The sequence below is a fragment of the Paenalcaligenes sp. genome, from assembly GCF_030152715.1.
GTDB classification, from domain to species: Bacteria; Pseudomonadota; Gammaproteobacteria; order Burkholderiales; family Burkholderiaceae_B; genus Paenalcaligenes; species Paenalcaligenes hermetiae.
In genome coordinates this window covers 1-23,216 of the sequence record NZ_JASLIX010000117.1, presented here as the reverse complement: position 1 = coordinate 23,216, position 23,216 = coordinate 1, and the positions used below count along the sequence as shown (strand labels likewise).

At 48.2% G+C, this 23,216-nt stretch carries 23 protein-coding genes and 3 tRNA genes; 3 read left to right on the top strand and 23 right to left on the bottom strand.

Annotated elements, in window-relative coordinates; genetic code table 11:
- Positions 1–6: 6 nt before the first annotated feature.
- From nuoK to Q1V74_RS09330, 16 genes are all read right to left on the bottom strand, one after another.
- Positions 7–315 carry an NADH-quinone oxidoreductase subunit NuoK gene (gene nuoK, locus Q1V74_RS09405; protein WP_260649977.1) on the bottom strand — a complete coding sequence of 103 codons (309 nt, stop codon included), beginning with the start codon at positions 313–315 and terminating at the stop codon, positions 7–9.
- Positions 315–932, bottom strand: a complete 618-nt coding sequence (locus tag Q1V74_RS09400; RefSeq protein WP_260649868.1) for an NADH-quinone oxidoreductase subunit J — start codon at positions 930–932, stop codon at positions 315–317. Before Q1V74_RS09400 ends, nuoK begins: the two co-directional genes overlap by 1 nt.
- 16 nt (positions 933–948) lie before the next feature.
- Positions 949–1,437, bottom strand: coding sequence for an NADH-quinone oxidoreductase subunit NuoI (gene nuoI, locus Q1V74_RS09395; protein ID WP_260649869.1), 489 nt, complete (start codon positions 1,435–1,437; stop codon positions 949–951).
- Positions 1,438–1,453: 16 nt separating this feature from the next.
- A complete protein-coding gene (gene nuoH / locus Q1V74_RS09390) occupies positions 1,454–2,527 on the bottom strand; it encodes an NADH-quinone oxidoreductase subunit NuoH (protein WP_300648392.1) in 1,074 nt (357 codons plus the stop codon).
- On the bottom strand, positions 2,527–4,854 hold the full coding sequence (gene nuoG / locus Q1V74_RS09385; protein WP_300648390.1) for an NADH-quinone oxidoreductase subunit NuoG: 2,328 nt from the start codon (positions 4,852–4,854) through the stop codon (positions 2,527–2,529). The genes nuoH and nuoG overlap by 1 nt, the downstream gene beginning before the upstream one ends.
- A 15-nt stretch (positions 4,855–4,869) precedes the next feature.
- The gene (nuoF, locus tag Q1V74_RS09380) at positions 4,870–6,234 is read right to left on the bottom strand and encodes an NADH-quinone oxidoreductase subunit NuoF (RefSeq protein WP_260649872.1); all 1,365 of its coding nucleotides are present in this window, start codon (positions 6,232–6,234) and stop codon (positions 4,870–4,872) included.
- On the bottom strand, positions 6,231–6,722 hold the full coding sequence (nuoE, locus tag Q1V74_RS09375) for an NADH-quinone oxidoreductase subunit NuoE (RefSeq protein WP_260649873.1): 492 nt from the start codon (positions 6,720–6,722) through the stop codon (positions 6,231–6,233). Before nuoE ends, nuoF begins: the two co-directional genes overlap by 4 nt.
- A gap of 29 nt (positions 6,723–6,751) precedes the next feature.
- Positions 6,752–8,005, bottom strand: a complete 1,254-nt coding sequence (locus tag Q1V74_RS09370; protein WP_260649874.1) for an NADH-quinone oxidoreductase subunit D — start codon at positions 8,003–8,005, stop codon at positions 6,752–6,754.
- A 1-nt stretch (position 8,006) separates the two neighbouring features.
- Positions 8,007–8,618, bottom strand: coding sequence for an NADH-quinone oxidoreductase subunit C (locus Q1V74_RS09365; RefSeq protein WP_300648387.1), 612 nt, complete (start codon positions 8,616–8,618; stop codon positions 8,007–8,009).
- An 18-nt stretch (positions 8,619–8,636) separates the two neighbouring features.
- Positions 8,637–9,113, bottom strand: coding sequence for an NADH-quinone oxidoreductase subunit B (locus Q1V74_RS09360; protein WP_077733703.1), 477 nt, complete (start codon positions 9,111–9,113; stop codon positions 8,637–8,639).
- A gap of 27 nt (positions 9,114–9,140) precedes the next feature.
- Complete coding sequence (locus Q1V74_RS09355) at positions 9,141–9,500, bottom strand: NADH-quinone oxidoreductase subunit A (protein ID WP_260649876.1); 360 nt, start codon at positions 9,498–9,500, stop codon at positions 9,141–9,143.
- A gap of 352 nt (positions 9,501–9,852) precedes the next feature.
- Positions 9,853–11,043, bottom strand: a complete 1,191-nt coding sequence (locus Q1V74_RS09350) for a porin (protein ID WP_300648384.1) — start codon at positions 11,041–11,043, stop codon at positions 9,853–9,855.
- Positions 11,044–11,407: 364 nt separating this feature from the next.
- Positions 11,408–11,492, bottom strand: a tRNA-Leu gene (locus tag Q1V74_RS09345).
- Between the two features lie 121 nt (positions 11,493–11,613).
- The gene (secG, locus tag Q1V74_RS09340) at positions 11,614–12,027 is read right to left on the bottom strand and encodes a preprotein translocase subunit SecG (RefSeq protein ID WP_260649878.1); all 414 of its coding nucleotides are present in this window, start codon (positions 12,025–12,027) and stop codon (positions 11,614–11,616) included.
- 19 nt (positions 12,028–12,046) lie between these two features.
- A complete protein-coding gene (gene tpiA, locus Q1V74_RS09335) occupies positions 12,047–12,787 on the bottom strand; it encodes a triose-phosphate isomerase (RefSeq protein ID WP_300648382.1) in 741 nt (246 codons plus the stop codon).
- A gap of 76 nt (positions 12,788–12,863) precedes the next feature.
- A complete protein-coding gene (locus Q1V74_RS09330; RefSeq protein WP_300648429.1) occupies positions 12,864–13,838 on the bottom strand; it encodes an NAD(P)H-quinone oxidoreductase in 975 nt (324 codons plus the stop codon).
- Positions 13,839–14,015: 177 nt separating this feature from the next.
- Between Q1V74_RS09330 and Q1V74_RS09325 the strand changes: the two genes are divergently transcribed.
- Together Q1V74_RS09325 and Q1V74_RS09320 are read left to right on the top strand one after the other, a co-directional pair.
- Positions 14,016–14,105, top strand: a tRNA-Ser gene (locus tag Q1V74_RS09325).
- A 14-nt stretch (positions 14,106–14,119) separates the two neighbouring features.
- Positions 14,120–14,206, top strand: a tRNA-Leu gene (locus Q1V74_RS09320).
- 137 nt (positions 14,207–14,343) lie between these two features.
- Here Q1V74_RS09320 and pnp read toward each other — a convergent pair.
- Both pnp and rpsO read right to left on the bottom strand, forming a co-directional pair.
- Positions 14,344–16,494 carry a polyribonucleotide nucleotidyltransferase gene (gene pnp, locus Q1V74_RS09315; RefSeq protein WP_260649880.1) on the bottom strand — a complete coding sequence of 717 codons (2,151 nt, stop codon included), beginning with the start codon at positions 16,492–16,494 and terminating at the stop codon, positions 14,344–14,346.
- A gap of 89 nt (positions 16,495–16,583) precedes the next feature.
- On the bottom strand, positions 16,584–16,853 hold the full coding sequence (rpsO, locus tag Q1V74_RS09310; RefSeq protein WP_300648379.1) for a 30S ribosomal protein S15: 270 nt from the start codon (positions 16,851–16,853) through the stop codon (positions 16,584–16,586).
- A 181-nt stretch (positions 16,854–17,034) separates the two neighbouring features.
- Between rpsO and Q1V74_RS09305 the strand changes: the two genes are divergently transcribed.
- Positions 17,035–17,520, top strand: a complete 486-nt coding sequence (locus Q1V74_RS09305) for a hypothetical protein (protein ID WP_300648377.1) — start codon at positions 17,035–17,037, stop codon at positions 17,518–17,520.
- 18 nt (positions 17,521–17,538) lie between these two features.
- Here the strand turns inward: Q1V74_RS09305 and pssA are convergent, their stop codons facing one another.
- The 5 genes from pssA to Q1V74_RS09280 form a co-directional block, all read right to left on the bottom strand.
- Positions 17,539–18,312 carry a CDP-diacylglycerol--serine O-phosphatidyltransferase gene (gene pssA / locus Q1V74_RS09300; protein ID WP_300648375.1) on the bottom strand — a complete coding sequence of 258 codons (774 nt, stop codon included), beginning with the start codon at positions 18,310–18,312 and terminating at the stop codon, positions 17,539–17,541.
- A gap of 111 nt (positions 18,313–18,423) precedes the next feature.
- Positions 18,424–19,467, bottom strand: a complete 1,044-nt coding sequence (ilvC, locus tag Q1V74_RS09295) for a ketol-acid reductoisomerase (RefSeq protein WP_260649979.1) — start codon at positions 19,465–19,467, stop codon at positions 18,424–18,426.
- Between the two features lie 15 nt (positions 19,468–19,482).
- On the bottom strand, positions 19,483–19,974 hold the full coding sequence (ilvN, locus tag Q1V74_RS09290; protein ID WP_260649883.1) for an acetolactate synthase small subunit: 492 nt from the start codon (positions 19,972–19,974) through the stop codon (positions 19,483–19,485).
- Positions 19,974–21,707 (bottom strand): biosynthetic-type acetolactate synthase large subunit, encoded by a 1,734-nt coding sequence (gene ilvB, locus Q1V74_RS09285; protein WP_260649884.1) that lies wholly within the window; start codon positions 21,705–21,707, stop codon positions 19,974–19,976. The genes ilvN and ilvB overlap by 1 nt, the downstream gene beginning before the upstream one ends.
- A 476-nt stretch (positions 21,708–22,183) precedes the next feature.
- Positions 22,184–23,216 (bottom strand): acyl-CoA dehydrogenase (locus tag Q1V74_RS09280; RefSeq protein ID WP_300648372.1); only part of this gene is annotated, 1,033 nt, incomplete at its 5' end.

The following is a 23,216-nucleotide window of genomic DNA, read 5'->3' as shown; positions in this document are numbered from 1 at the left end:
ACCCCATCAACCCTTGAGCTGGTCAAGTTTTTCGACGTTGATTGTATTCAGGTTACGGAACAACAGCACCAGAATAGCTAAACCGATCGCGGCTTCGGCCGCTGCAACGGTTAAAACGAAGAAAACAAAGACCTGTCCGGCCGTATCCCCAAACCATGTGGAGAAGGCAATGAAGTTCATGTTGGCAGAAAGCAAAATGAGCTCTACCGACATCAACAGAATAATCAGGTTGCGACGGTTCAAAAAGAAGCCAAAAAGCCCGATTGTGAACAAAATAGCACCAAGAACCAGATAATGCGTTAGACCGATTGTCATCATTGCTTGTCTCCTGCATCGGCGGTAGTAGGTGTGACGGCTTTCATTTTGACCATTCGTAAACGATCTGAAGCCTTAACGCGGACCTGATCTGAGGATACGGTACGTTTTACATCACTACGCTTACGCAATGTCAACGCAATGGCAGAAACCATACCAACCAATAAAACAACGCCACCTACCTCTACAGCTAATATGTAGTCGGTGTACATCGCTGTACCCACCGCTAAGGTGTTGTTGTAATCCGCAGGCATTTCTACAGCAGGACCAACATCTAACCACGCCCGGGTCAGAACAAAGGCCATCTCTAAAATCATGATGCCGCCCACGGTTAAGCCCAATGGTAGGTAAGCTTTAAGGCCGCTTCGTAACGAAGGCATGCGCATATCCAGCAGCATAATGACGAACAAGAACATCACCATCACTGCGCCCACATACACCACGACAAGCAACAAGGAGAGGAACTCGGCACCGAGTGTCATCCAAATCATGGCGGCAGTAAAAAACGAGAGAATCAGATGTAAAGCAGCAGCCACGGGGCTGGCAGCGGTCACCACACGGAAGGCCGCCACCACCAAAACCAAGGCTAAGACATAAAACAGGATTGTAGTAAACATGTGTCAGTCCTTTGCCTTAGCGATACGGTGCATCGGCAGCGCGACGCTCGGCAATTTCAGATTCGTAACGATCACCAATCGCTAGAAGCATTTCTTTGGTGTAGTACAAATCCCCACGTTTTTCTCCATGGTATTCATGGATGTGAGTCTCTACGATAGAGTCCACAGGACAGCTTTCTTCACAGAAACCACAGAAAATGCATTTGGCCAGATCAATGTCATAACGAGTGGTACGGCGCGTACCATCTTCTCGCTCATGCGACTCAATCGATATCGCCATCGCTGGACAAACCGCCTCGCACAATTTACATGCAATACAACGTTCTTCGCCATTGGGATAGCGACGTAGCGCATGCAAGCCACGAAAACGTGGTGATGCAGGGGTTTTCTCATAGGGATAATGCAAAGTGACCTTGCGACGGAAAAAATATCGACCCGTCAGGCGCATCCCTTTCAGCATCTCCGACAGCATTAAGCTGCCAAAAAAATCTTTGATTGCTTCCATAATTTGCCCCTATGTCCTAGTTCCAGATATTAAGCGGCGTCTGCATCCAGATTGCCACAATCACGAGCCAAATACCCGTCAATGGAATAAAGACTTTCCAGCCTAAACGCATAATTTGGTCGTACCGATAACGTGGGAATGTGGCGCGGAACCAAACAAACATAGACACGACCACAAAAGTTTTTAGTCCTAACCAAAGCCACCCGGGAATCCACGTAAAGGGTGCATAATCCACTGGGGGTAACCAACCACCCAAAAACATGATGGATGCCAATGCAGAAAGCAAAATCATGTTGGCATACTCACCCAAGAAAAAGAGTGCAAAGCCCATACCGGAGTATTCAACCATGGGTCCAGCCACAATCTCGGACTCCCCCTCTACCACGTCGAAGGGGTGGCGGTTGGTTTCAGCAACGGCCGAAATCACATACACCACAAATAAGGGCAACAAAGGTAGCCAGTTCCAAGAGAGGAAATTCACACCTTTATCTGCAAACATACCGCTATCTTGGCTCATCACAATGCCGCTTAGGTTTAAAGTCCCCGACACTAACAAGACGGTTACTAGCACAAAACCAATAGCGAGCTCATAGGAGAGCACCTGAGCGGCTGCACGCAGCCCCCCTAGCAAGGCGTATTTAGAGTTGGATGACCAGCCCGCTACCACCACACCATAAACCCCTAAAGAAGTAATGGCTAAGATATAGAGCAAGCCAGCATTAACGTCCGCCAATACCATTTCAGGACCAAAAGGCATCACAGCCCATGCCGCTAGCGCTGGCATCAGCGTCACGACAGGTGCTAAAACAAACAATAAGCGGTTCGCATTAGCGGGGACAATGACCTCTTTGGTAAGAAGTTTGAATACGTCAGCAAAAGGTTGGAGCAAGCCGCGGTAACCCACACGAGTAGGTCCACGACGGACGTGCATAAAACCAATCATCTTGCGTTCCCAGTAAGTGAGGTAAGCCACACATAAAATAATAGGAATCGCAATACAAAGAATCTTAATTAGCGTCCACACCACATACCAAGCGGTCGGGCCAATCAGACCTTCGCCAAACTGTTGAATCGTCGATAGCCAGTCCATTACACGCGCTCCACTGTCAGTTGACCAAACGCACTGCCTAAAGCAGCCGTTTCAGCAAAAGCTGCTGCAATACGCACACTGTTCACGGCAACGGTGTTGTCGAGCTGTGCAACCAGCGTGATCTCGCCTTGGGCAGAACGTACCCGCACCTGATCCCCATCTACCAACTGCAATTGCTCTAAGGTTTGAGCATGTATGCGGGCTGTGGGTAAAGCACTAGCGGGAGTTTGCTGCAAAGGCTCTGAGCGACGAACCATCGCATCTGTACGGTAGATTGGTACATCCGTGACTCGCTCAATCGTATTTGCTTCGGGTAATAAGGCGGGTTTCGCTTTAATGTCGTTACATAAACGCGAGGCCACCCCTGAGCTAATCACCGTATCGCGTACCGCCTCTGAGGTTTCCTCATCAAAACCATCCAGCTCGAATAAATTACCCAACACGCGCAATACTTTCCAGGCTGGACGTGAATTTCCTACTGGGGCCGCTACACCTTTAAAGCTTTGCGCACGGCCCTCGGCATTCACAAAAGTACCAGAAGTCTCAGTAAATGGAGCAATAGGCAACATCACATCCGCCCAGCCCTCTGCCGCAGACCGATATGGAGTTAAGGCCACGGATAAGGTTGCACCTTTTAGGGTCTCAACCGCACGAGTACCTAAATCACTATCTAGCTCAGGTTCTACGTTCAAGACAAAATAAGCGTGTAAAGACTGAGCCAACATTTGCTCAGCGGTTAACCCACCATTAACAGGCGTAGCTCCTGCTAAGTAGCCCCCTACGGTATTTCCACCTGCGGTTAAGAAACCTAACGTGGCGCCTAAGGTTTTGGCTAAGGCAGAAGCGTTGGCCATAATGACACTTGCCTGATCAGAAGCCACCGCCATATTGCCTAAAAATACAGCAACACGCTCACCTGATACCAGACTTTGTGCAATCTGTTTCGCCGCTTCCGAAGGCTCGAGTGTAGCGAATTCGTCAATAGGCGTTTGATTTTTCGCCTGAGCAACGGCTACAGCGACCTGTGCCACAGCATTAGCGATTTGACTAGGCGCAGTAGTGATACGCCCTGCAATATGTGTAAATAACGGATCATCGGCGGCCGAATCAATAAAAGAAACCTGCGCGCCCTTTTTAACCGCTTGACGTAAACGTTGTGCCATCAAGGGGTGATCTTTACGCAAGAATGAGCCGATTACCACAACACGGTCTAAATGATTTAGCTCGGCAATAGGCATACCTAACCATGGTGTGCCCTCAAGAGCTTGGTCAAAACGTGCATCGGTTTGGCGTAAGCGGAAATCCACATTCTCAGAACCCAAGGCACGAGTTAAGCGTGCAAGCAAGGCAAGCTCTTCCGTCGTAGACTGCGGGCTGCCAATCGCCCCAATTTGATCACTGCCAAATTTTTCCTGAATGGCTTTTACCCCATGCACAATCATCTGTAGTGCATCATTCCAGGAAGCCTCACGCCATGAGCCATCATTTTCACGAATCATAGGGTGCTCAAGGCGATCTTCGTAAAGCCCAGCATAAGCAAAACGATCGCGATCACTGATCCAGCACTCGTTTACCTCATCGTTTTCAAAGGGCACTACACGTAGAACCTTGTCCATTTTGGCATGGACAATGATATTCGCACCCAAACTATCATGAGGGCTAACGGTGCGACGACGTGCTAATTCCCAAGAGCGTGCTTTAAAGTGGAAAGGCTTAGATAACAAAGCACCTACGGGGCAAACATCAATCATGTTGCCCGAAAGCTCCGACTCCACGGCTCGCCCTACAAAAGTGGTGATTTCGGCGTGCTCGCCACGCCCAACCATACCGACTTCTTGAATGCCAGCGATTTCCTCGCCTGTACGTACACAGCGTGTGCAATGAATACAACGCTGCATGGCCTCGGTGGAAATTAAAGGCCCCATAGATTTAGCGGCTACCACACGCTTTTCCTCTTGGTAGCGTGAGGCGGAGCCGCCATAGCCCACCGCTAAGTCTTGAAGCTGGCATTCGCCACCTTGGTCACAGACGGGGCAGTCTAAGGGGTGGTTGATGAGCAAAAATTCCATCACGTCTTTTTGCGCCGCTATGGCTTTTTCAGAGCGTGTGTGTACCACCATGCCATTGGTTACCGGCGTAGCGCAGGCAGGCAAAGGCTTAGGGGCTTTTTCTACGTCAACCAAACACATGCGGCAGTTTGCCGCAATACTGAGCTTTTTGTGATAACAGAAATGCGGCACATAGACCCCTGCACTGTGCGCAGCTTGAATAACCATGCTGCCTTCAGGGGCTTCTAGTTTGATGCCGTCGATGGTGAGTTCTACCATTAGTTTGTCCTGAGCCTACAAATATTGGGGCACCACACAGCTTTTGTGCTCGATGTGGTGTGCGAACTCGTCGCGGAAATGCTTAACAAAACTACGTACAGGTAATGCAGCCGCATCGCCCAAAGCGCAAATCGTGCGCCCCATAATGTTTCCGGCAATTTCATCAAGCATAGCTAAGTCTTCAGGCCGACCTTGGCCGTGTTCAATACGGTGAACCATGCGCCATAACCAGCCCGTACCCTCGCGACATGGTGTGCACTGACCGCAACTTTCATGGTAATAAAAATACGATAAGCGCAATAAGGATTTCACCATGCAACGGGTTTCATCCATCACGATGACCGCTCCCGAACCCAGCATGGAACCGGCTTTAGCGATGGAGTCATAATCCATATTGGTCTGCATCATGATGTCAGCGGGTACGACTGGCGCACTGGATCCCCCTGGGATCACGGCTTTTAATTTACGCCCGCCTCGTACCCCCCCTGCTAATTCCAATAGTTTGGAAAAAGGTGTACCCATTGGCACTTCGTAGTTACCAGGCAGCTCTACATCACCGGACACGGAGAAAATTTTAGTACCACCGGCATTAGGCACCCCGGCCTCTAGGTATTCTTTACCGCTATTGCGTAAGATCCAAGGCACGGCAGCAAATGTTTCAGTATTGTTGATGGTGGTAGGCTTGCCGTATAAACCATAGCTGGCAGGGAAAGGAGGCTTAAATCGCGGCTGGCCTTTTTTACCCTCTAATGACTCGAGCAGAGCGGTTTCCTCGCCACAGATATAAGCCCCATAACCATGAAAAGCATGTAGTTGAAAGCTAAAGCCCGAACCGAGAATATTTTCACCTAAGAAACCCGCAGCACGAGCTTGCTCCAGCGCTTCTTCAAAACGCTGATAGACCTCAAAAATTTCGCCGTGAATATAGTTATAGCCAACGCTGATCCCCATTGCATAAGCAGCAATTGCCATACCTTCGATAACGGCATGAGGATTAAAACGTAAAATATCACGGTCTTTAAAGGTACCAGGCTCACCCTCATCAGAGTTACAGACTAAGTACTTTTGGCCAGGTAAATTACGTGGCATAAAGCTCCACTTTAACCCACTGGGGAAACCAGCCCCCCCACGGCCACGCAATGCGGAGGTTTTAATTTCCGCAATCACGTCCTCTGGCGTCATACCCGTAGTCAGGATACGACGTAAGCCCTCGTACCCCCCACGTTTAATATAACCATCCAGGTCCCAATTCGTGCCATCTAAACCGGCAAGAATCTGCGGGTTGATATGGCGCCCATGAAAAATCATGCTGCGCGATAAGTCATTAGCAGGATTGGGATCCAAGCCTTGTGATAGGCGTTTTAAAACATCTAAACTCATGCCGACTCTCCGTCCTTGAGGGCAGCCAACATGGCATCAATGCGCTCAGGCTCCATACGTACGCACATGTGATGATTATTCACAAGCATCACTGGTGAATCTCCACATGAGCCCATGCACTCGCACTCTTCAATAGTAAACAAACCGTCTTCTGTGGTTTGACCATAGTCGATGCCAAGCTTTTGTTTTAGGTATTCGCCGGACTTCACCCCATCTCGTAACGCACAGGGTAAGTTTGTGCAAACGGAAATGGTGTATTTGCCAACCGGCTGTAAATGGTACATATCATAAAACGTGGCTACCTCTTGTACCATTACCGGAGGCAAACCGAGATAATTCGCTATATCTTCAATGATGTCGGTAGACACCCACCCTTTTTCTTCTTGGGCTATCGTTAGCGAAGCCATAATGGCCGAGCGCTTTTGCTCAGGCGGGAACTTGGCTAGTTCTTTGTCGATGCGTTGATAGGCTTTTTCGGAAAGCAGCATAATTTGATTCCGTTATGTTGAATGCCGCCTTAGCGGTCGATCTCACCAAACACAATGTCTTGGGTACCGATGATGGTCACTGCATCAGCCAGCATGTGGCCGCGCGACATTTCATCCAAAGATTGCAAATGTACAAAACCCGGGGCGCGAATTTTCATGCGGTAAGGCTTATTGCCCCCGTCAGACACTAAATAAATGCCGAACTCGCCTTTAGGGTGTTCGATACCAGCGTAGACTTCGCCAGGTGGAACGTGCATGCCCTCGGAGAACAGTTTGAAATGGTGGATGAGTTCTTCCATCCCCGTTTTCATGAGCTCACGCTTCGGCGGTGCGACTTTATGGTTATCTGTGATAACAGGACCTGGGTTTTTACGTAACCACTCTACACACTGGCGGATAATGCGATTGCTTTCGCGCATTTCTGCAATGCGTACTAAATAACGGTCGTAACAATCCCCATTGGTGCCCACCGGAATATCAAAATCCAAGCGATCGTATACCTCGTAGGGCTGCTTTTTACGTACATCCCACTCTACGCCAGAACCACGTAACATAGGCCCAGTAAAGCCTAGAGCCATGGCGCGCTCTGCTGTGACAATACCCACATCCACCAAACGCTGTTTCCAAATACGGTTATCTGTTAGAAGCGTTTCGTACTCATCCACGCACGCAGGAAATCGATTCGTAAAATCTTCGATAAAGTCTAATAAAGAACCGGAACGCGCCTCGTTCATCTGACGTAGTTCTTTATCACTACGATATTTATTACCCTGATATAAAGGCATGGAATCGGGCAGATCACGATAAACCCCACCCGGACGATAATAAGCAGCGTGCAGACGCGCACCGGATACGGCCTCGTACATATCCATTAAGTCTTCACGCTCGCGGAACGCATACAAGAACACCGCCATCGCGCCCACGTCCAGAGCATGGGAGCCCACTGACATCAGGTGATTGGATAAGCGTGTGATCTCATCAAACATCACACGGATATATTGAGCCCGCAAAGGGACCTCGATACCAAGGAGTTTTTCTACCGCCAAACAATAAGCGTGTTCATTACACATCATGGATACGTAATCAAGACGATCCATATACGGTAATGTCTGCAAATAGGTGCGGTGCTCGGCCAGTTTTTCAGTGGCCCGGTGCAACAAACCAATATGCGGGTCGGCACGCTGGATGACCTCGCCATCCATTTCTAGTACTAAGCGTAAAACCCCGTGTGCAGCAGGGTGCTGAGGACCAAAGTTTAATGAGTAATTTTGAATTTCAGCCATATTAGCGCCCTACTCCATAATCATCTTCACGAACAACGCGAGGGACAATTTCCCTTGGCTCAATGGTTACCGGCTGGTAGATCACCCGTTTTTGCTCGGGGTCATAGCGCATCTCTACATAGCCTGATATCGGGAAATCTTTACGGAATGGATGGCCAATAAAACCATAATCCGTCAAAATACGTCGTAAATCAGGGTGGCCCTCGAAAATGATCCCATACAAATCAAAGGCCTCTCGCTCAAACCAGTTAACCGAGGGCCAAACAGGAAATAAAGTAGGAATAGAGGGGAACTCGTCATTGGTGCAGTAAGCGCGAACCCGCATCCGCCAATTATGAGTTAAAGAGAGAAGATGGATGACCACCGCGAATCGGTGAGGAAAACGAGATGCTGCATCGGTATAGGTTGGAGCACCCCATGCAGAATAATCAATACCACAAAGATCAATACAGGTTTCAAAGCGAAGTGATGGATGATCACGTAGTGTGGTACAGATATCAACCCAGTTTTCTGCTGGGGTTTCTAGAGTGATTTCACCATGAGAGTGAATAATCGTTGCATCGTCGCCAAACACCGAGTGCAAAGTAGATTTAAGGGTTTCAAGCCGAGTCATGTATGTACCTTTGAAGCTTTAACGTGCAATGGTGTTAGTTAAGCGGATCTTATTTTGCATTTGTAATAAGCCGTAAACCAAAGCCTCTGCAGTGGGAGGACACCCTGGCACATAGATATCGACAGGCACAATGCGATCACAGCCACGTACTACAGAATACGAATAATGATAGTAACCGCCACCATTAGCACAGGACCCCATTGAAACCACCCAGCGCGGTTCTGCCATTTGATCATAGACTTTGCGTAAAGCTGGCGCCATTTTATTACAAAGGGTTCCAGCCACAATCATTAAGTCAGACTGGCGTGGGCTTGGGCGGAAAATAATACCAAACTGGTCTAGGTCATAACGGGCTGCCCCCGCATGCATCATTTCGACCGCACAGCAGGCCAAGCCAAAAGTCATCGGCCACATGGAGCCTGTTTTTGCCCAGTTCAGAAGCTTATCTGCACTGGTGGTAATAAAACCTTCTTTGAGAATACCATCGATAGCCATAGTTTTGCCTTTAAAGCGTTTAAGCTATTACTCCCAATCGAGAGCACCTTTTTTCCATTCGTAGATGAAGCCTACCGTCAACACCAATAGGAACACCATGACGGTCCAGAAACCCACCATACCTACCGTGCCCTGAGCCATAGCCCACGGGAACAAAAAGGCGATTTCCAAATCAAACATAATGAAAAGAATGGCGATAAGGTAGTATCGAATATCGACTTTCATGCGAGAATCGCCAAAAGCCTCGAAACCACACTCGTAGGGAGAGAGTTTTTCATCGTAGGGGCGGTGCGGTCCAAGAATACGCCCCGCTGCAATTAAAGCAAAACCGATTAAGGTTGCCACGATGATGAAGAGTAAAACGGGAAAATAATTTTGCAGATTCATGCAAACACCCACTCACAGTAAGTAAACTCTTTGATTGTAGCATTTTACATCCGGAGTTTACGTAAATCTGCCCATAAAACAAGCATTTATGGGCTTTTTAACGTGTAAGGCGCACCAGCATTCAGTTTAGAAACATTATCAGTTTTATCTAGCTGTACGTAGTGCGTACGAATTATTGCAAGCGTTTTGCAACGCACTTATTTTAACAGAGTTATCACTCTTATATAAGAGTAAACCCCAGATAATGTACTATATAAAACAACACTTGATGACTTATAGGCATAAAAAAAGCCACTCCGAAGAGTGGCTTTTTATTCCAGTGTATTGCAACGCAGTCATCTGCGTTAAACAATTAGAACTGGTGACGTAGGCCTACACCAACCAAAGTGGATTTGGCATCAGGTGCAAACTGAACGTTTTTGGCGTAAGAACCAATTGCGTACACATTGGTGCGCTTGGATAGGGGGTGTGTGTAACCCAAGCTGTATGTGTGCTGTTTTTTGAACTCGAAGCCAGGCTGATTACGGATAGCCTCAGGCGCTTTGTCTAGGTCAGCCATGTGCCAGGAGGCCATTACTTTACCAGCACCCACAGGAGCGCTTAGACCAGCTAGGTAGGAGTTAACACGTAGACCTTTCAAACCCTGGAAGCTAGGCAAGAAGCTCTCATCAGCGTAGGACTGTGTTGCAAACATACCGTCGCGTGTTTGACCACCAGCTAGGTGTAGCTTAACAACCTCGAAGTCGTAGCTGAAAGCCGCTGCCCAAGCTTTAGCAGTCACATTACCCACTTCGTTAGCTTTAATGCCGTTACGGTCTTTAAACTGATCGTAAGATAGCGCCGCACCGATAGGGCCGTTTACATAACGTAGACCGGTTGTCCAACCTGCCTTGTTGTTTTTGTTACCGTCACGATCCCAATCGTCGCCGTCTTTAGCATCAACGTTGGTAGAGTAACCCACACCAAACTGGAAGCCAGAGAAGTTAGGGGTTTGGTACATGACCATGTTGTCGTAACGAGCGGTGTTCGCTGCAGACAAAGCACCACCGATGTTAGCTTGGTCGAAACCACCACCAAAAGGATCACCCACACCAGGGATGTATTTGGAAGCGATGTTGGTTTGACGACCTAGGTCTAATTGACCCCAGCTGTCACCAGCCAAACCTAAAGTGGCTTGACGACCAAACAAGCGACCACCCTGTGCTTGGTTACCGTTAGCGATGTTGAAACCGCTCTCTAGTACGAATACAGCGCGTAGGCCGTTACCTAGATCCTCGGAACCTTTTAGACCCCAGCGGTTACCGGACTGAATACCACCGATCAAGCCAGTACGCTTGTTTTTGAAGTCCTGACCACGCGTATTAGAGTAAGGATTAACACCAACAACGTCACCCTCGGCATTAAGTACAGGGCTAACAGAACCTTTGATTTGCTGGAAGCCGATACCACCGTCAAGGATACCGTATAGAGTTACAGAAGTTTCTGCTTGAGCGATGCCAGCAAAACCGGCCATCAGAGCAGCAGCGAGCAGAGTCTTTTTCATTTGTGAAATCTCCGTGGATTTTTTGAGTAAATCAGAGCAGCCCAACAATCAATTTGTGTGCTACTGCTCTTTCTAACTCCGCAATGGGAAGTTGATGCTATTGCAGCAAAATTCTGGCCTACTGGCTATGGTTTGCAGCGAAAAACCGACATATTCCTGCTTTTTCGTTGCTTAACCACAACATTCCGTGGTTTTGTTGCCACAACCCAGATTTAGCTCGGGTTATGTAAAACAGCCAGTCCATGCATTTGCTTTGACGTGCATCACTTCAACCAAAGCAGTGAAGTGTTGATTCTATTTAAGCCTGTATCGGCATAAATATGCAAGCATAAAAAAACCGAGCCTGGCTCGGTTTTTAGTATTCTGGTGCCGACGGCGAGAATCGAACTCGCACAGCTTTCGCCACTACCCCCTCAAGATAGCGTGTCTACCAATTCCACCACGTCGGCATTGTCTGCGCTAACGCGCCAAACAACAAGATTTAAACTATAGCACCATTTTCACAAAAAAGGATGGTTTCCAGCAAAAAAACGACAAAACCACCCTAGTCCGTATTAAAAAAACAACAAATTAATCTTGTTGCTCTGCTGGGCTTGTGTTTTCTACATTAGGCACCGCGTCCACTGCGCTGGGCACAGAAGGCACACTTAAATTATTTTCTGGTTGTTGTACTGGTGCAACAACACCACCAGGAATAGCTGGCTCAAAGCCCTGCATAATACTGCTTTCGGCCTCTACACGCACTGGATGATGAGCTACCCATGCTAAGCCCCCTGTAGCGACAAAGAACACAATCGCCGCCCATTTCGTCATCCGTGATAAAAAGTTAGCCGCACCTGCTGCACCAAACACACTACCCGAGGCCCCAGCCCCAAAGGCAGAGCCCATATCCGCGCCTTTACCCTGTTGTAAAAGCACCAAACCAATAATAGATAAAGAGGCAATGACTTGCACTGCTTGTAAAACGGAAGATAACCATTCCATGAAATATTCTCCGAGCCGTTTAGGCGGCCGCTATAGATAAAAAATCGTTGGCTTTTAAAGAAGCCCCGCCAACCAAAGCACCATCAATATCAGGCATTTTAAACAAATCGGCTGCATTTGTTGGATTTACACTGCCGCCATATAGGATACGTACGTTAGGAGCTTCGGCCTGTTGTAGTAAGGCACGAATATAAGCATGTACGCTTTGGGCTTGCTCGGGGCTTGCACTTTTCCCTGTTCCTATTGCCCATACCGGCTCGTACGCAATGACCAATCGGCGCAATAAATCAGGGCTTAATTCTAATAACTGCTGGAGCTGCTGCAAAATCACCGACTGGGTTTGGTTTTGCTCATGTTCGGCTTCTGTTTCACCGACACAAACCACCGGTGTCAGTCCGGCTTGCAATGCAGCCTGCGTTTTAGCTAAAACCAGTGTATCGGTCTCGCCATATAATGCGCGACGCTCAGAATGCCCGAGCAACACCCATTGGCACCCAAAATCTTTTAGCATGGTGGCAGAGACTTCGCCTGTGAATGCCCCCGCTTCGTGCTCGCTCATGTTTTGGGCCCCCCATTGGATGGGCGAGCCCGACAAAAGCTGTTGTAACTGGGCTAAATAAGGGTGTGGTGCGCACACAACAATATCTGTCTGTGAGTGGGCATTGCCTAGGTCAGCGATGAGCTGATTTAGTAACTGCGCATTTTGGTCCAAAGACCCATGCATTTTCCAGTTACCCATTACTAATCGTTTTTTAGTCATACAAAAACCCGGTTGTGTGGTTTACACCACAATTATTCTCAAACCCATTATTGTAGCCTGTCGCCCTAGCCTATGCCTAGACAGTCAGAATAATTTTACCGACCTGATCCCCCCTTTCCATTAAGGCATGCGCCTGTGCAGCCTCTGTCAAAGGAAAGGTTTGATAAATTAATGGTTTAACTTTCCCCTGTTCGAGTAAGGGCCAAACCTCTTGATATAAGGCTTGTGCTACCTGAGCTTTAAAAGCGGATTCTCTGGGGCGCAGGGTAGAGCCTGTAATTGTTAAACGACGGCGTAAGATTTGCCCGGCATCCAGCTGCGCTTTAGCTCCCCCCAAGAGCGCAATCACAACAATACGCCCATCATCCGCCAAACACGCTAGATCTCGATTTAAATAATCCCCGGCCACCATGTCTAGAATGACATCAACGCCCCGACCATGTGTATGCGCTAACACCACCTCTTCAAAAGATTGCGTTTTATAGTTAATACCAATCGCGCCTAGCTGCTCTACAGCTTGAACTCGCTCATCTGACCCCACTGTCGCAAAAACCTGATGACCTTTAGCAACGGCAAGCTGAATGGCAGTAGTACCAATACCACTCGCCCCACCATGCACTAAAAGGCTTTCGCCTGCTTGTAACTGAGCACGCATCCAAACATTGCTATAGACCGTAAAAAAAGTTTCAGGAATGCCAGCGGCTTCGGTTAAAGACAAGCCTTTTGGCACGGGTAAACAATGCGAGGCGTCAACAGCAGCAAACTCAGCATACCCCCCGCCGGGCAGTAAAGCACAAACCGTATCCCCTATTTTTAAGCTCGTCCCGCGCAAATCCCCCGCTATCAAGGTGCCAGCCACCTCTAGCCCTGGCAGATCTGAGGCACCGGCCGGAGCAGGATAAGCCCCTTTACGCTGAAACACATCGGGGCGGTTAACACCTGCGGCCGCAACCTGGATCAAAACCTGACCTGCTGCTAGAGTAGGCATCGGACGCTGCGTAGGCTGCAATACCTCGGGACCACCTGGGGCGGTGATTTCTACAGCTAACATGGTGTTGGTCATATTTCCTCCTTAAATGGCTTTAAATCGAGACTGATTACATTGTAATTCAGTATTTTGCTCTATTTTCCGTACTTTTATAAAAAAAACGTGACAAATTTATTTTAATCGGTTAATATTATTTTTTTAGCAGTTATAGCAACTACTAAATATGTGTGATTAGGCACCGGAAGCGTGCCAGAGTGGTTGAATGGACTGGTCTTGAAAACCAGCGATGGGGTAACCCATCCGTGAGTTCGAATCTCACCGCTTCCGCCACAACACACAACGCCGCATCCATGGCGGAATAGGTAGACGCAAGGGACTTAAAATCCCTCGAACGCAAGTTCGTCCCGGTTCGATTCCGGGTGGATGCACCAAAATTCAAAGCCCTGACAGGTGAAAACTTGTCAGGGCTTTTTATATTTGCTCTGCGCATAAAAAAAGCTGAGCGTACTCAGCTTTTCTTTACACCAATGGATTTTCTGTTTTAACAGAAAACCCATGCTTGCGAAATTTACTCGTTTTCTTTGGTGTCTTTAGGGCCCTGAGGACCGCCTTGGGCTTCGATGCCACCAATGGCTTTCATCGACAAGCGTAAGCGACCCTTGTCATCGGCTTCGATAACCTTAACACGAACCTGCTGCCCCACCGCCAATACATCATTAATGTTGTTGATACGGTAGTTAGCAATTTCAGAAATGTGCAATAGGCCATCTTTACCAGGCAGGACTTGAACAATAGCACCAAAGTCCAATACACGCACCACTGGCCCCTCGTATTCTTGACCCACTTCGACTTCGGCTGTGAGCTCTTTAATACGACGCTCTGCTTCTTGGGCTTTATCCAAGTCAGCACTTGAAATAGTAATGGTGCCGTCTTCACCAATGTCAATCTGTGTACCGGTTTCTTCGGTTAGGCTGCGAATCGTTGCACCACCCTTACCGATAACATCGCGGATTTTATCGGGATTGATTTTAAGCGTGAGCATGCGAGGAGCAAAAGCTGATAGCTCTGTACGCGAGCCTTCGAGCGCCTCTTTCATTTTTCCTAAAATATGTAAGCGACCCTCTTTGGCTTGAGCCAATGCCACTTGCATGATTTCAGTGGTAATACCCTGGATCTTAATATCCATTTGCAGCGCTGTAATACCAGCTTCGGTACCAGCCACTTTAAAATCCATATCACCTAAATGGTCTTCGTCACCCAAAATATCGGTCAGAACGGCGAATTTACCACCCTCTTTAATTAGCCCCATTGCTACACCCGCCACGTGATCTGCCATGGGCACACCCGCATCCATCATGGATAGCGAGCCACCACATACAGACGCCATGGAAGACGAACCGTTGGACTCGGTGATCTCAGAAACTACACGAATGGAATACTGGAAGTCTTCTGGGCTAGGCAATAATGGAATCAATGCACGCTTAGCCAAGTTACCGTGACCAATTTCACGACGTTTAGGTGCCCCAAAACGCCCGGTTTCACCAGTAGCAAACGGAGGGAAGTTGTAATGCAGCATAAAACGATCACGCGACTCGCCCATCACGGAATCAATAATCTGCTCGTCTTGCTTCGTACCTAGAGTTGCTACCACCAAAGCTTGGGTTTCACCACGCGTAAAGAGAACGCTCCCATGCGCACGTGGTAATACCCCCAAGCGAATAGAAATAGGACGCACAGTGCGAGTATCGCGCCCATCAATACGAGGCTCCCCACTGAGGATTTGACCACGTACAATTTCACTTTCGAAGTCAAAGAGAATGTTATCGACCTCGACACTATCGGGGGCATCGGTACCGGCGGCTTCCGCTTGCTCGACCAAACCAGCGTGGACTTTAGCATACACATCGTTCACAGCCGCTGTACGCGCTTGCTTTTGACGAATTTGGTACGCGGCTTTTAAGTCTTCGTAAGCTAAAGCTTTAACCGCATCAATAAGAGGCTGATTCACAGGCGCTGGCTGCCAATCCCACTCGGGTTTACCGGCTTCCTCGACCAGCTCATTGATTGCATTGATCGCTACTTGCATTTGTTCGTGACCGAATGCAATCGCCCCTAACATGACCTCTTCGGAAAGCTGCTGCGCCTCGGACTCTACCATGAGCACAGCGGCTTCTGTACCTGCGACCACCAAATCCAATGCGGACTGATCGAGCTGGCCAGAAGAAGGGTTCAGCACATAATTGCCATCCACATAGCCCACACGGGCGGCACCAACGGGGCCATTGAATGGAATCCCAGAAATAGCCAAAGCAGCCGATGCCCCAATCAGAGCTGGAATATCCGGACTGATTTCAGGGTTAACCGACAAAGCATGAATAATAATCTGGACTTCGTTATAAAAGCCTTCGGGGAATAAAGGACGCAACGGACGGTCAATTAAACGAGCCGTTAACGTTTCACGGTCAGAAGGTTTACCTTCGCGCTTGAAAAAACCACCCGGGATACGACCGGCGGCATAGGTTTTTTCAACATAGTCAACAGTTAAGGGGAAAAAGTCCTGCCCAGCTTTGGCCGTTTTTGCGCCAACAACAGTAGCTAAAATAACAGTATCTTCGATAGAAACAAGAACAGCACCGGAGGCTTGGCGAGCAATCTCACCGGTTTCGATCACAACTTGATGCTGTCCATATTGAAATGACTTCGTCACTTTATTGAACATTAGGAGATATCCTTACAATAAAAAAGCCGCGCACATGCGAAGCTATGTTCGCACCATGCACGGCTATATCGCGGGGCAATGCCCGTGAATCACTTACGTAAACCGAGTTTTTGAATTAGTTCACTGTAAGCGCTAGGTTTACGGTTTTTGAGGTAGTCGAGTAATTTACGACGACGGCTAACCATACGTAATAGACCACGACGAGAGTGATGGTCTTTTTTGTGGCTCTTGAAGTGCTCAGTTAACACATTAATGCGTGCGGTTAATAGCGCTACTTGGACTTCGGGAGAGCCAGTATCACCTTGGGTGCGTTGAAACTGTTCAACGACTTCGGCTTTATTGATGTTTGTTCCAGACATAATTTCCTCGAAAAACTGGCGTTAGGGCCGAGTATGCCCTAACGTGCAATAACAACAAATAGATAAGAGTGTAATTATAGCGGATTTTAACCAAAAAGCCGATGCTTATGTTTAAAATCCGTAAAGTCGCTTATATCCAAGGATATACTACACCATCCAACTTGATTTCCCGAGGTTTACTATGCTTCGTCTTTCAGCTCTTTGCCTGCTGCTATTAGGAGCTTGCACCACTATTAGCGAAACCCCTACGGGCACCCCCATCGAACAGGTTTTACAGCGCTATGGTGCGCCCACCTCTGTGTGCCCTGCACAACACCCTACTCGCTATATCTGGTCACAACAACCTAATGGACGCTACGCATGGGCGATAGAGGTAGACGCTAACCAGCAAGTCGCTCATGCTTCTCAAGTGCTCACCGACCATGAGTTTGCCCGCCTACAAATAGGCGTTTGGACCAAAGAGCAAGTGCTCTGCCATTTTGGTCCCCCTGCCGAACGAGACATCACCCCCTATCAGGGCATAAAAAGATTAGTCTGGTCCTACCGCTATAAACAAAATAGCGTATGGGAATCACTCATGTATGTGTATTTTGATGAAAATGGTGTAGTACAACATTACCACCCAGGCCCAGATCCGCAGGTTATTGATGAGTGGAACCTGTGGTAGGCAGCGGCAAAAACACGATCACATCGAAGCCCCACTCGTCGCTTTACGTTGACGCAGTTGGCGCGCTTTGCGCCAACGCCAAAACATCACTACCCAGCCCGAGACGCTGTATAAAATAAATAAACTAAATAAGACTATAGGCGGGTCTGATGACACAAAAACAAACAACAGCACAAATAACAACATGACCCAAAAGGGAACACTACGCCCTAAAGCAAAGGATTTCCCACTGTAAAAAGGTGCATTTGATACCATCGCTACCCCCGCATATACGGTTAGCGCAAAAGCACCCCAAGCCAAAGGCTGGGCATCGATATTGAGTTTGTTATCTACGGAAAGCCAAACAAAACCTGCTATTAATGCCGCCGCGGCTGGACTAGGTAACCCCTGAAAAAAGCGTTTATCTACCACAGCGATATTGGTATTAAAGCGCGCTAAACGCAACGCGGCCCCAACAACAAATACAAAAGCGGCCAGCCAGCCCCAACGCCCTAGGTCTTGTAAGGCCCACACATACATCACAAAAGCTGGTGCTACCCCAAAGGAGATAATATCTGCCATTGAGTCATATTGCTCCCCAAAAGCAGATTGTGTATTTGTCAGCCGAGCCACACGCCCATCCATGCCATCAAATACCATAGCTAAAAAGATGGCAATGGCTGCTATTTCAAAGCGGCCATTCATGGCTTGCACCACAGCATAAAAACCGGCAAATAAATTCGCTGTCGTAAACGCATTGGGCAATAAGTAAATGCCACGGCGGCGTTTATCATCGGAATGGTAATCAGGCATAAGCACCTAACAGATGGAAAAGAAAAGCCTATTTTAACGCCAATCAGACCAAGCGACAAAAAAACCTCCGCCATTTTAGGTGGCGGAGGTTTTTAATAGTGACCAGCAAAATTAGTTCTTGCTTTGGTCTACTAGTTTATTAGCTGCAATCCAAGGCATCATCGCACGTAACTGAGCACCCACTTTTTCAATTTGGGACTCTTCGTTAATGCGACGACGTGCTGTCATGGATGGCGCACCGGCAGCGTGCTCAAGAATGAAGTTTTTCGCGTACTCACCATTTTGAATATTGGTTAAGCACTCACGCATGGCTTTGCGCGTTTCGTCGGTAATGATCTTAGGACCAGTTACGTACTCGCCGTATTCCGCGTTATTGGAAATGGAGTAGTTCATGTTGGCAATACCACCCTCGTAGATCAAGTCCACGATGAGCTTGAGTTCGTGCAAGCATTCGAAGTATGCCATTTCGGGGGCATAACCTGCTTCGACCAAGGTATCAAAACCGGCTTTGATGAGCTCAACCGCACCACCACAAAGAACCGCCTGCTCACCAAACAAGTCAGTTTCGGTTTCTTCACGGAAGTTGGTTTCGATAATACCAGCACGGCCACCGCCATTAGCACTGGCATAGGAAAGCGCGATATCACGAGCAGCACCTGATACGTCCTGATATACAGCGATCAGATGGGGCACACCGCCGCCTTGCTGGTAAGTACCACGTACGGTATGGCCAGGGGCTTTAGGAGCCACCATGATTACATCCACGTCTTTGCGGGGTACGACTTGACCGTAGTGAACGTTAAAACCATGTGCAAAAGCCAACGCGGCACCGGCTTTCATGTTGGGCTCTACTTGGGTGCGGTAAACCTCTGCAATATTTTCGTCAGGCAGTAGGATCATGACCACATCGGCATCTTTAACGGCATCCGCCACTTCTTTTACGTTAAGGCCAGCGGCTTCGGCTTTTGCCCAGGAGGCACCGCTTTTACGTAGACCAACCGTTACGTTAACACCCGAGTCATTTAAGTTGTTCGCATGCGCGTAGCCCTGGGAACCGTAACCGATGATGGCAACGTTTTTGCCTTTAATTAAAGACTGATCGCAGTCTTTGTCGTAAAAAACTTTCATGGATAACTCCAAATTAATTTGTGTAATCTGCTTACTACAGCGTTATAGCTTTAAAATTCGTTCGCCACGGCTAATACCTGAGACACCGGTACGTACCGTTTCAAGAATAGCACTGCGATCGATGGCTTGGATGAAGGCGGATATTTTTTCCTGCACCCCAGTTAATTCAATCGTATAGGTTTTGTCCGTTACATCGATGATACGCCCACGGAAAATATCCGCTAAACGTTTCAGTTCTTCGCGCTCTTTACCTACAGCACGGACCTTGATGAGCATTAGCTCACGCTCTACATGGGGACCCTCGGATAGATCAACGACTTTGACCACATCCACTAAACGATTTAAATGTTTTGTAATTTGCTCGATGACCTCGTCTGAACCAATGGTGACGATAGTCATGCGCGATAGTGTATCGTCTTCTGTTGGCGCGACGGTGAGGGTTTCAATGTTATAGCCACGAGCAGAAAACAAGCCTACCACACGAGACAACGCGCCGGGTTCGTTTTCGAGCAGGATAGAGATTACGTGTTTCATTATTCGTCCCCCTCTAGGTCGGCAGCGCTAAGGATCATTTCCGTGAGGCCTTTACCCGCTTTTACCATAGGCCATACGTTTTCGGTTTGGTCTGTAATAAAGTTCATAAATACCAAACGGTCTTTATGCTTGGTAAAAGCTTCGCGAATGGCTGGCACCACATCCGAGGGGCTCTCAATATGTAAGCCTACATGCCCATAGCTTTCGACTAGCTTTGTGAAATCAGGCAAAGCATCCACGTACGATTCAGAATAACGGGAACCATAATCGATTTCCTGCCATTGACGCACCATACCTAAATAGCGGTTATTTAAGCATAAAATCTTGGGTGTAAGGCGATACTGACTGCAGGTGGAAAGCTCTTGAATATTCATCTGAATCGAGGCTTCACCAGTGATCACAGCCACATCGGCATCTGGGTTCGCCATTTGTACCCCCATGGCGTAAGGCAAGCCAACCCCCATCGTCCCCAATCCGCCAGAGTTAATCCAACGGCGTGGGTGGTTAAAGCGATAGTATTGTGCGGCCCACATTTGGTGCTGTCCAACGTCTGAGGTCACAAAAGCGTTGCCGCCAGTGACTTCCCAAAGCGCTTCTACTACTGACTGTGGTTTAATGACGCTATCGGATTTTTCGTAGGATAGGCTTTTTACGCCACGCCACTCATTGATCTGCTGCCACCATTTGGCCAATGCGGTTTTTTTCGCATTCGAGGCAGATTTGGTTTGGGCGTAAAACTCGTTTAATTCGGTTAGGACGTCTTTGACACAACCAACAATGGGAACATCGGCTTTAACCCGTTTTGAAATTGAAGACGGATCAATGTCAATATGAATGATTTTGCGTGGTACTTGAGCAAAATGACGGGGATTGCCGATCACACGATCATCAAAACGTGCGCCCACCGCAATCAACACATCACAATGCTGCATGGCCATATTGGCTTCGTAAGTGCCGTGCATACCGGGCATACCTACGTACTGATCATCGCAGCCGGGAAAAGCGCCCAAAGCCATGAGCGTGGTTGTACACGGGGCCCCGGTGAGCTTAACCAGTTTATTGACCTGCTCAGAAGCATCGCCCAAAATAGCACCACCGCCCACATATACCATGGGGCGCTCAGCCTGAGCGAGCAGCTGCGCGGCTTTTTTGATCTGCCCCTGATGGCCTTTAGTGACGGGCATGTAGGAGCGTAGTTTAGGCTCGCCCCGTTTAGGCGTATAACGCGCCATTGCTACGGTAATGTCTTTAGGGATATCGACAAGCACCGGACCAGGACGACCCGTTTTAGCAATATAGAAGGCTTTGCGAATAATATCCGCCAAATCTCGTACATCACGTACTAAGAAGTTATGCTTAACACAGGGGCGGGTGATACCGACCGCATCACATTCTTGGAAAGCGTCCTCGCCAATAGCCTGTGTGCCGACTTGGCCACTGATAATCACCATAGGCACTGAGTCCATGTAGGCGGTAGCAATGCCTGTTACGGCATTCGTTAGCCCGGGGCCACTGGTCACTAAAGCCACACCGACTTTGTTAGAGGAGCGGGAATAAGCATCTGCAGCATGTACTGCAGCTTGTTCATGACGAACTAAGATATGACGAAATTTGTCTTGTTTGAATATCGCATCGTAGATGTATAAAACCGCACCGCCGGGGTAACCAAAAACATGCTCCACCCCTTCTTCGGCCAACGTGCGAACTACGATATCGGCGCCATTGAGTTCCATAATATAAATATTTCCTTTCAGGTTTTGCTCGAATATCCCACCTGGCACCTAAGCCGGAGTCTGGACCAGCTACAGCAACATGATTTAGCGCTTTAAAGCCCACTGAGCTTTTCCACCTAAACACATTACAGAGCCGTCTGCACTCTGTGGAACACGGCAAGCACGCAAACAGTGCGTATAGCTTGAAACGAAAGCTCGGCACCACACGCTTGTGACGCGGCCAGCAGCAGTAAAAAGGCGCAAATTAACAGGCGGATAACCGTAAAACTTAGCCTATTATCCATTCTGGTAAGAATGAATCAAATAGAATAACCCGTTTGGTTCACCCTAAGCAACCCTAAGCCATCGCATGTTGGTATTGTGCAAAGCAAAACCTACATCGTAACGTGTTTTTACAACAAAGGGAGTAAAAAGCGAAAAAAGCCAGCATCCTGTGAAAAACTGGCTTTTTTACTACAAAGGAATTGCGTTATTTTTTAAAAAAAGGCTTGTAGTCCTGTTTGCGCTCGTCCCAAAATCAACGCATGAATATCATGGGTACCCTCATAGGTATTTACTACCTCTAGATTCACCAAATGACGCGCCACACCAAACTCGTCAGAAATCCCATTACCCCCTAGCATATCTCGCGCTAACCGCGCGATGTCTAATGCCTTGCCGCACGAGTTTCTCTTCATGATTGAGGTAATTTCTACCGCCGCGATCCCCTCGTCTTTCATACGCCCCAAGCGCAAACACCCTTGAAGCGCCAAGGTGATTTCGGTTTGCATGTCCGCAAGCTTTTTCTGAATAAGTTGATTAGCGGCCAATGGGCGCCCAAACTGCTTACGATCTAATGTGTACTGACGTGCGGTGTGCCAACAGTCTTCTGCCGCACCCAATGCCCCCCAAGCAATTCCATAGCGCGCCGAATTCAAACACGTAAAGGGTCCACGTAAGCCCGCGACCTTAGGCAACATATGCTCAGCGCCGACTTCTACGCCATCCATTACTATTTCCCCAGTAATAGAGGCACGCAAACCAACTTTGCCATGAATCACTGGGGCCGATAAGCCCTTCATGCCTTTTTCCAAAATAAAGCCACGGATTTTGCCGTCGTCCTCACCGCCCACGACTTTGGCCCATACGACAAACACATCGGCAATAGGGGAGTTAGTAATCCACGTTTTATTTCCATGTAAAACATAACCGTCAGCGGTTTTTTTAGCGCGTGTCTCCATCGCCCCCGGATCCGAACCATGGTTAGGCTCTGTTAAACCAAAACAACCTACCCACTCACCACGCGCAAGTTTGGGTAAGTATTTTTGTTTTTGCTCCTCGGAACCAAACTCATAAATCGGCACCATCACCAACGATGATTGCACGCTCATCATGGAGCGATAACCCGAATCAACGCGCTCTACCTCTCGCGCAATCAAACCATAGGACACATAATTTAAACCTGCCCCACCATATGTTTCCGGTATCGTCGCCCCTAATAAACCTAGCTCCCCCATTTCCTGAAAAATA

Excerpts from the sequence above, each read along its gene's own strand:
- nuoG (WP_300648390.1), bottom strand. The coding sequence starts at position 4,854 with ATGGTAGAACTCACCATCGACGGCATCAAACTAGAAGCCCCTGAAGGC.
- Q1V74_RS09350 (WP_300648384.1), bottom strand. The coding sequence starts at position 11,043 with ATGAAAAAGACTCTGCTCGCTGCTGCTCTGATGGCCGGTTTTGCTGGC.
- tpiA (WP_300648382.1), bottom strand. The coding sequence starts at position 12,787 with ATGACTAAAAAACGATTAGTAATGGGTAACTGGAAAATGCATGGGTCT.
- nuoE (WP_260649873.1), bottom strand. The coding sequence starts at position 6,722 with ATGCTGCTTTCCGAAAAAGCCTATCAACGCATCGACAAAGAACTAGCC.
- Q1V74_RS09360 (WP_077733703.1), bottom strand. The coding sequence starts at position 9,113 with ATGGCTATCGATGGTATTCTCAAAGAAGGTTTTATTACCACCAGTGCA.
- nuoK (WP_260649977.1), bottom strand. The coding sequence starts at position 315 with ATGACAATCGGTCTAACGCATTATCTGGTTCTTGGTGCTATTTTGTTC.
- ilvN (WP_260649883.1), bottom strand. The coding sequence starts at position 19,974 with ATGAAACACGTAATCTCTATCCTGCTCGAAAACGAACCCGGCGCGTTG.
- Q1V74_RS09365 (WP_300648387.1), bottom strand. The coding sequence starts at position 8,618 with ATGACTCGGCTTGAAACCCTTAAATCTACTTTGCACTCGGTGTTTGGC.
- Q1V74_RS09305 (WP_300648377.1), top strand. The coding sequence starts at position 17,035 with ATGCTTCGTCTTTCAGCTCTTTGCCTGCTGCTATTAGGAGCTTGCACC.
- ilvB (WP_260649884.1), bottom strand. The coding sequence starts at position 21,707 with ATGGAACTCAATGGCGCCGATATCGTAGTTCGCACGTTGGCCGAAGAA.
- nuoI (WP_260649869.1), bottom strand. The coding sequence starts at position 1,437 with ATGGAAGCAATCAAAGATTTTTTTGGCAGCTTAATGCTGTCGGAGATG.
- Q1V74_RS09370 (WP_260649874.1), bottom strand. The coding sequence starts at position 8,005 with ATGGCTGAAATTCAAAATTACTCATTAAACTTTGGTCCTCAGCACCCT.
- Q1V74_RS09400 (WP_260649868.1), bottom strand. The coding sequence starts at position 932 with ATGTTTACTACAATCCTGTTTTATGTCTTAGCCTTGGTTTTGGTGGTG.
- nuoF (WP_260649872.1), bottom strand. The coding sequence starts at position 6,234 with ATGAGTTTAGATGTTTTAAAACGCCTATCACAAGGCTTGGATCCCAAT.
- pssA (WP_300648375.1), bottom strand. The coding sequence starts at position 18,312 with ATGCCTGATTACCATTCCGATGATAAACGCCGCCGTGGCATTTACTTA.
- nuoH (WP_300648392.1), bottom strand. The coding sequence starts at position 2,527 with ATGGACTGGCTATCGACGATTCAACAGTTTGGCGAAGGTCTGATTGGC.
- rpsO (WP_300648379.1), bottom strand. The coding sequence starts at position 16,853 with ATGTCTGGAACAAACATCAATAAAGCCGAAGTCGTTGAACAGTTTCAA.
- Q1V74_RS09355 (WP_260649876.1), bottom strand. The coding sequence starts at position 9,500 with ATGAATCTGCAAAATTATTTTCCCGTTTTACTCTTCATCATCGTGGCA.
- Q1V74_RS09330 (WP_300648429.1), bottom strand. The coding sequence starts at position 13,838 with ATGTTAGCTGTAGAAATCACCGCCCCAGGTGGTCCCGAGGTATTGCAG.
- secG (WP_260649878.1), bottom strand. The coding sequence starts at position 12,027 with ATGGAATGGTTATCTTCCGTTTTACAAGCAGTGCAAGTCATTGCCTCT.
- pnp (WP_260649880.1), bottom strand. The coding sequence starts at position 16,494 with ATGTTCAATAAAGTGACGAAGTCATTTCAATATGGACAGCATCAAGTT.